Raw genomic sequence first — 5,956 nt, 5'->3', positions numbered from 1 at the left:
ACCCGTCCCGGGGGGGGCGGGGTGGGGCGTGGGCATGCGGCGAGACTAGCTGCGGGCGGGGAGTCGCCCGCCCGTCACCGAGGCACTGCCGCCAGCCTGGCCACGCTGGTCGCACCCGCCCCGCAGGATCCAGGGCGCTGCGCCCCCGGACGACGTCGGCGGTAGCCTTCGCGGACGTGGCTGTCACCAATGTGTCCGGCGGTGCATGGGCTGCCGCCCGCGCCGACCTCGTCGGAGGGTGGCGGCAGCGGGAGCTGTGGGGACACCTGGGCTGGCAGGACATCCGCCAGCGCTACCGGCGGTCGGTGCTCGGGCCGATCTGGATCACCATCAGCATGGCCGTCACCGCGGTCGCGCTCGGCGTGCTCTACGCGGGGCTGTTCGGCAACCCGCTGGAGAAGCAGCTGCCCTACATCCTCGTCGGGTTCATCGTCTGGGCGTTCATCTCCGGCTGCATCCTCGAGGGCGCCGACGTCTTCATCGCCAACGAGGGGCTGATCAAGCACCTGCCGGCGCCCATCTCGGTGCACGTCTACCGGCTGGTGTGGCGGCAGACGCTGCTGTTCGCCCACAACCTGATCGTCTACGCGGTGATGCTCATGGTCTTCCCGCGGGCGCTGCACTGGTCGAGCCTGATGGCCTTCCCCGCCTTCGCCCTGCTGGCGCTCAACGGGGCCTGGGTGGCGCTGCTGTTCGGGATGGCCAGCGCCCGCTTCCGCGACCTCAACCCGATCATCGGCAGCCTGGTCCAGCTGACCTTCTTCCTCACCCCGGTCGTGTGGATCTACGACGACCTGCTCAACAGCCCCAACCCGACCACCGCAGAGCGGGCCCGGATCGCCGAGGTCAACCCGTTCCTGCACTTCATCGAGATCATCCGCCGGCCCATGCTCGGCGAGTCGCTGGTCTGGCACAGCTGGGTCATCGTGCTCGCCATCACCGTCGTCGGCTGGGTCGTCACCCTGTGGGCGCTGCGCCGCTACCGGTCGCGCGTCTCCTACTGGGTCTGACGGCGAGAGAGAGGCTGCACCCGTGGTCCGCATCGAGACCAACCACGCCAGCGTGGACTTCCCCATCTTCGACGCCAAGACGCGGTCGCTGAAGAAGGCCGTGCTGGGCATGGTCGGCGGCAACATCGCCTCCGACGAGCGCAAGGTGCCCGTCATCGAGGCGCTGCGCGACATCGACATCCGCATCGAGGAGGGCGACCGGGTCGCCCTGGTCGGGCACAACGGCGCGGGCAAGTCGACGCTGCTGCGGCTGCTGTCGGGCATCTACGAGCCCACCCGCGGGACGGCGGTCATCGAGGGCCGGGTGGCGCCGGTCTTCGACCTCGGGGTCGGCATGGACCCGGAGATCTCCGGCTACGAGAACATCATGATCCGCGGGCTCTTCCTGGGCATGAACCGCAAGCAGATGGAGGCCCGGGTCGAGGAGATCGCGGACTTCACCGAGCTCGGCGACTTCCTGGCCATGCCGCTGCGGACCTACTCCACCGGCATGCGGGTGCGCCTGGCCCTGGGCGTGGTCACCAGCATCGACCCGGAGATCCTGCTCTTCGACGAGGGGATCGGGGCGGTCGACGCCGCCTTCCTGGACAAGGCACGGGACCGGCTCTCCGAACTGGTGCAGCGGGCCGGGCTGCTGGTGTTCGCCTCGCACTCCGACGAGTTCCTCAAGCAGCTGTGCACCTCGGCGATCTGGATGGAGCACGGCCGGGTCAAGCAGACCGGTGAGCTCCGCGAGGTGCTCACCTCCTACAAGGGTCACGACCCGTTCCCCAACGACCCGCCGGTGACCGTGCCCGCCGCCCCGTGGCCGGCCCCGCTCCCCTCGGGCCGGTCGTGACCGGTCCGACGGCCGGTCGCCCGGCCGGCCCGGACGGGCAGCGGGTGGTGGCGGTCGTGGTGACCCGCGCCCGCCCCGAGCTGCTCACCGAGAGCCTGGCCGCGTTGGCCGCACAGACCCGGACCGTCGACCACGTGCTGGTCGTCGACAACGGCCCGGACACCGGGACCGCCGACGTGGTCGCCGCCTCAGGACTCCCGGTGACCTACCTGCCGTCGGAGCGGAACCTCGGCGGGGCCGGCGGATTCGCCCTCGGCATGCTGACCGCGCTGAGCATGGGCGCGGACTGGGTGTGGTGCGCCGACGACGACGGCCGGCCTGCTGCAGACGACGTGCTCGCCACCCTGCTCGCCTGCGCCCGGGACCGCGACCTGGCCGAGGTGAGCCCGGCGGTGGTGGACAAGGCCGACCCCGCGCTGCTGGCGTTCCCGCTGCGGCGTGGGCTGCGGTGGCGGCGCTCGCTCCTGGAGTTCGCCGACGTGGACTTCCTCCCCGGCTACGCGTCGCTGTTCAACGGCGCGCTGTTCCGGGCCGACGCGCTCGACGTGGTCGGGGTGCCGGACTACCGGCTGTTCCTGCGCGGGGACGAGACCGAGGTGCACCGGCGGCTGGTGCGCTCCGGCCTGCCGTTCGGCACCTGCCTGCAGGCGGCGTACGTGCACCCCGAGGGGACCCAGGAGTTCCTGCCGATCGCCGGCGGCCGGCTGTCCGCGCAGTACCCGCCGGACGAGGCGAAGCGGTTCTACACCTACCGCAACCGCGGCTACCTGATGAGCCAGCCGGGCATGCGCTGGCTGTTCCCGCTCGAGCTCGTCCGCTTCACCTGGTTCTTCCTCGGCCGCCGCGACGTGCGCGGGCTGCGGACCTGGTTGGGACTGGTCCGCCAGGGCCGTCAGGAGCGGTTCACCCGCCCCTGACGGCCCCGCGGGTCACTGCGTGAAGGCCTTCTCCCAGTTCTCCGCAGAGGTGAGCTCGCCGTAGGCCCCCCGGTAGTCATCGGTGGCCTGGGGGAAGCGTCGGGCGATCTCCACGTTCAGCCGGACGGACTTCTTGGCCAGCTGCCAGAAGACCGCCGGGTTGCGGCGGCGCAACGTGACGCCACGGCCGTCGGCGGTGCCCACGGTGGCGCTGTCCAGCCGGGACAGGACGAACCACTGCGCGTCCTGCGAGGGGATCTCCAGTTGCGGCCGGGGCCGCTCCTCGACCCCGGGCCGCAGGTTGTTCCGGATCGCCCGGAGGGCGGCGATCGCGATCGACTTCCTGCCCACCGGCGGCGTGGCCATGCCCTCGGTGACGACCGCGCTCATCTCCGGCTCCGGGATGTCGGACCGCTGGGTGATGACCCGGCCGTCGACGTAGGAGGCCTGCTCGGCGCGGACGCTCGGCAGCGCCTCCTTCAGCGCGGGGAACACGGCCGAGGGGCCGGCGAGGAAGTCCTCGTAGGCTCGCACGTGCAGCGCCACGGCCGCGTACTCCAGGCGGAACAGGTGCTTCAGGTCGGCCTTGAGAGAACTCCGCACGATGCCTCCGCCGCGCTTGTGCGGGCTGTGCAGGGCGGCGACGATGAGACGGTTGCGGGCGAAGAAGTACGCCTGCCAGTCGGTGACGTCGTCCTTGTCGGTCCAGGCCAGGTGCCAGATCGCCGCTCCCGGCAAGGTCACCGTGCGGTACCCGGCCGCGCCGGCCCGCAGGCCGTACTCGCCGTCGTCCCACTTGATGAACAACGGCAGGGGCAGACCCACCTGCTCGGCCACCTCCCGCGGGATCAGGCACATCCACCAGGCGTTGTAGTCGACGTCGACCCGGCGGTGCAGGTCGGGGGTCTCGCGCAGGGACTCCTCGGCGAAGTCGTGCTGCATGACGGCGTGAGCGGCCGGGCGGTACAGGAACGAGTACCGGTCCACGACCTCGCCCATGGTGTGCAGCACCGACCGGTCCTGCATCGCCAGCATCTGGCCGCCCACCAGCATCGGGGCGTCGGTGAAGCGGCTGAGCGCCAGCGCCCGGTGCAGGCTGTCCGCCTCGAGCTGGACGTCGTCGTCGAGGAAGAGGACGTGGGTGGCGTCGGTGTTCTCCAGCGACTCGTGCATGGCCCGGGCGAAACCGCCGCTGCCGCCCATGTTGCCCTGCTCGACCAGCCGGAACTTCTCGCCCAGGGTCCCGGCGAGCTCGGCGTAGCGGGCGTCGTCGCGGATCTTGCGGTTGCCCTGGTCGGCCACGACGACGGCGGTCAACTCGCCCATCACGATCGGGTCCTCGGCGATCGTCGCCACCGCGGCGAGGCAGTCGACCGGCCGGTTGTAGGTGCAGATGCCCACGGCCAGCCGGCCGGCCCGCAGCGGCTCCCGGTCGGCGTACCAGCCGGCCTCCTCGATGACGATGTCGTCGTCGGCGGTGAGGTCGAACCAGTACCAGCCGCCGTCGATGAACGGGGCCAGGTCCAGCTCGAGCTCCACGGTGCGCTCGGTGCCGGTGACGGTCGCCCCGGCCGCGTGGATGACGTCGCCGTTGGCCTTGCTGCGGTAGACGTCGATGCGGCAGGCCCCGGTCAGGCTCAGCCGCAGGGTCACCGAGGGCAGTGAGGTCCAGCGCCGCCAGTAGGCCGCCGGGAAGGCGTTGAAGTAGGTCGCGAAGGACACCTCGTCGCCGGCGCTCAGCTCGCCGGTCGAGCGGGACCGCACCCGGACGCGCTCGGAGCGTTCCTCGTCGACGTAGAGGGTGCGGACCTTGCGGGGGTCGGCCGGGCGGGGCATGAGCACCCGCTGCAGCAGCGTGACGGCCTTGCCGGGGACGAGGTCCTCGGGTGCCAGGTCGGCGACCAGGTCGGGGTTGACCGAAGTGCTCGTCATGGTCGGATCAGTCCTCCGGTCAGTCGCCCAGGCGGCCGTCGAGCGACGCGCCGGAGTCGAAGAAGGGGCGGATGCGGTTGTCGAACATGCTCAGTGCCGACCCGATCGCCATGTGCATGTCCAGGTACTTGTAGGTGCCGAGCCGGCCACCGAAGAGGACCCGCTTCTCGGCGGCCTCCTTCGTGGCCAGCTCGCGGTAGGTCTCGAGCCTGGCCCGGTCCTCCGGGGTGTTGATCGGGTAGTACGGCTCGTCGCCGGACTCGGCGAAGCGCGAGTACTCGCGCACCACGACGGTCTTGTCGGTCGGGTAGGCACGCTCCGGGTGGAAGTGCCGGAACTCGTGGATCCGGGTGTAGGGGACGTCCTCGTCGGCGTAGTTCATCACCGAGGTGCCCTGGAAGTCACCGATCGGCAGGACCTCCTGCTCGAAGTCCAGGGTCCGCCAGCCCAGCTCGCCGGCCTGGTAGTCGAAGTACTTGTCGATCGGTCCGGTGAAGACGGTCGGGACGTCGGTGGGCAGCTCGTCGCGGACGTCGAAGAAGTCCGTGGACAGCCGCACCTCGATGTTCGGGTGGTCGGCCATCTTGGTCAGCCAGGCGGTGTACCCGTCGACGGGCAGGCCCTCGTAGTCGTCGTTGAAGTAGCGGTTGTCGAACGTGTACCGCACCGGCAGCCGGGCGATGACCTCGGCGGGGAGCTCGGTGGGGTCGGTCTGCCACTGCTTCTTCGTGTACGCGCGGATGAACGCCTCGTACAGCGGGCGACCGATCAGCGAGATCGCCTTCTCCTCGAGGTTGGCGGCCGACCCGGTGTCGATCTCACCGGCCTGCTCGGCGACCAGGGCGCGGGCCTCCGCGGGGCTGAAGCTCCTGCCGAAGTACTGGCAGATCGTGCTGAGGTTGATCGGCAGGGAGTAGGTCTGGCCGTCGTAGATGCTGAAGACCCGGTGCTGGTACTTCGTGAACTCGGTGAACTGGTTCACGTACTCCCAGACACGCTTGTTCGACGTGTGGAAGAGGTGCGCACCGTAGCGGTGGATCTCGATGCCCGTCTCGGGTTCCGGCTCGGAGTAGGCGTTGCCGCCGATGTGGTCGCGGCGGTCGATGACCAGCACCCGCTTGTCCAGCTGGGTGGCGGCGCGTTCGGCGACCGTGAGGCCGAAGAAGCCCGAGCCGACGACGACGAGGTCAGGGCTGCCTGTAGTCACGGCTGGCGACGATACCGTCGCCGACGCTGGTAGGCCGTCGCTGTCCAGGCTC

At 70.4% G+C, this 5,956-nt stretch carries 5 protein-coding genes; 3 read left to right on the top strand and 2 right to left on the bottom strand.

Annotated features, from left to right (window positions below; translation table 11 throughout):
* Positions 1–176 precede the first annotated feature (176 nt).
* From wzm to glfT1, 3 genes are read left to right on the top strand one after another with little or no spacing between them, the layout of a single operon-like run.
* On the top strand, positions 177–1,010 hold the full coding sequence (wzm, locus tag FHL79_RS24485) for a galactan export ABC transporter permease subunit Wzm/RfbD (protein WP_138761158.1): 834 nt from the start codon (positions 177–179) through the stop codon (positions 1,008–1,010).
* Between the two features lie 22 nt (positions 1,011–1,032).
* Positions 1,033–1,848, top strand: a complete 816-nt coding sequence (gene wzt, locus FHL79_RS24480; RefSeq protein WP_138761157.1) for a galactan export ABC transporter ATP-binding subunit Wzt/RfbE — start codon at positions 1,033–1,035, stop codon at positions 1,846–1,848.
* Entirely contained in the window at positions 1,845–2,765 is a 921-nt protein-coding gene (glfT1, locus tag FHL79_RS24475) for a galactofuranosyltransferase GlfT1 (RefSeq protein ID WP_138761156.1), read from the top strand. The genes wzt and glfT1 overlap by 4 nt, the downstream gene beginning before the upstream one ends.
* A 12-nt stretch (positions 2,766–2,777) precedes the next feature.
* Here the strand turns inward: glfT1 and FHL79_RS24470 are convergent, their stop codons facing one another.
* Together FHL79_RS24470 and glf are read right to left on the bottom strand one after the other, a co-directional pair.
* The gene (locus tag FHL79_RS24470; RefSeq protein WP_138761155.1) at positions 2,778–4,697 is read right to left on the bottom strand and encodes a glycosyltransferase; all 1,920 of its coding nucleotides are present in this window, start codon (positions 4,695–4,697) and stop codon (positions 2,778–2,780) included.
* A gap of 19 nt (positions 4,698–4,716) precedes the next feature.
* Positions 4,717–5,904 (bottom strand): UDP-galactopyranose mutase, encoded by a 1,188-nt coding sequence (glf, locus tag FHL79_RS24465; protein WP_138761154.1) that lies wholly within the window; start codon positions 5,902–5,904, stop codon positions 4,717–4,719.
* Between the last annotated feature and the right edge of the window lie 52 nt (positions 5,905–5,956).

The organism is Modestobacter altitudinis (assembly GCF_005930475.1).
Lineage (GTDB): Bacteria > Actinomycetota > Actinomycetes > Mycobacteriales > Geodermatophilaceae > Modestobacter > Modestobacter altitudinis.
The sequence above is the reverse complement of the archived record's forward strand: the minus strand, read 5'-3'. Positions and strand labels throughout refer to the sequence as shown.

Excerpts from the sequence above, each read along its gene's own strand:
- FHL79_RS24470 (WP_138761155.1), bottom strand. The coding sequence starts at position 4,697 with ATGACGAGCACTTCGGTCAACCCCGACCTGGTCGCCGACCTGGCACCC.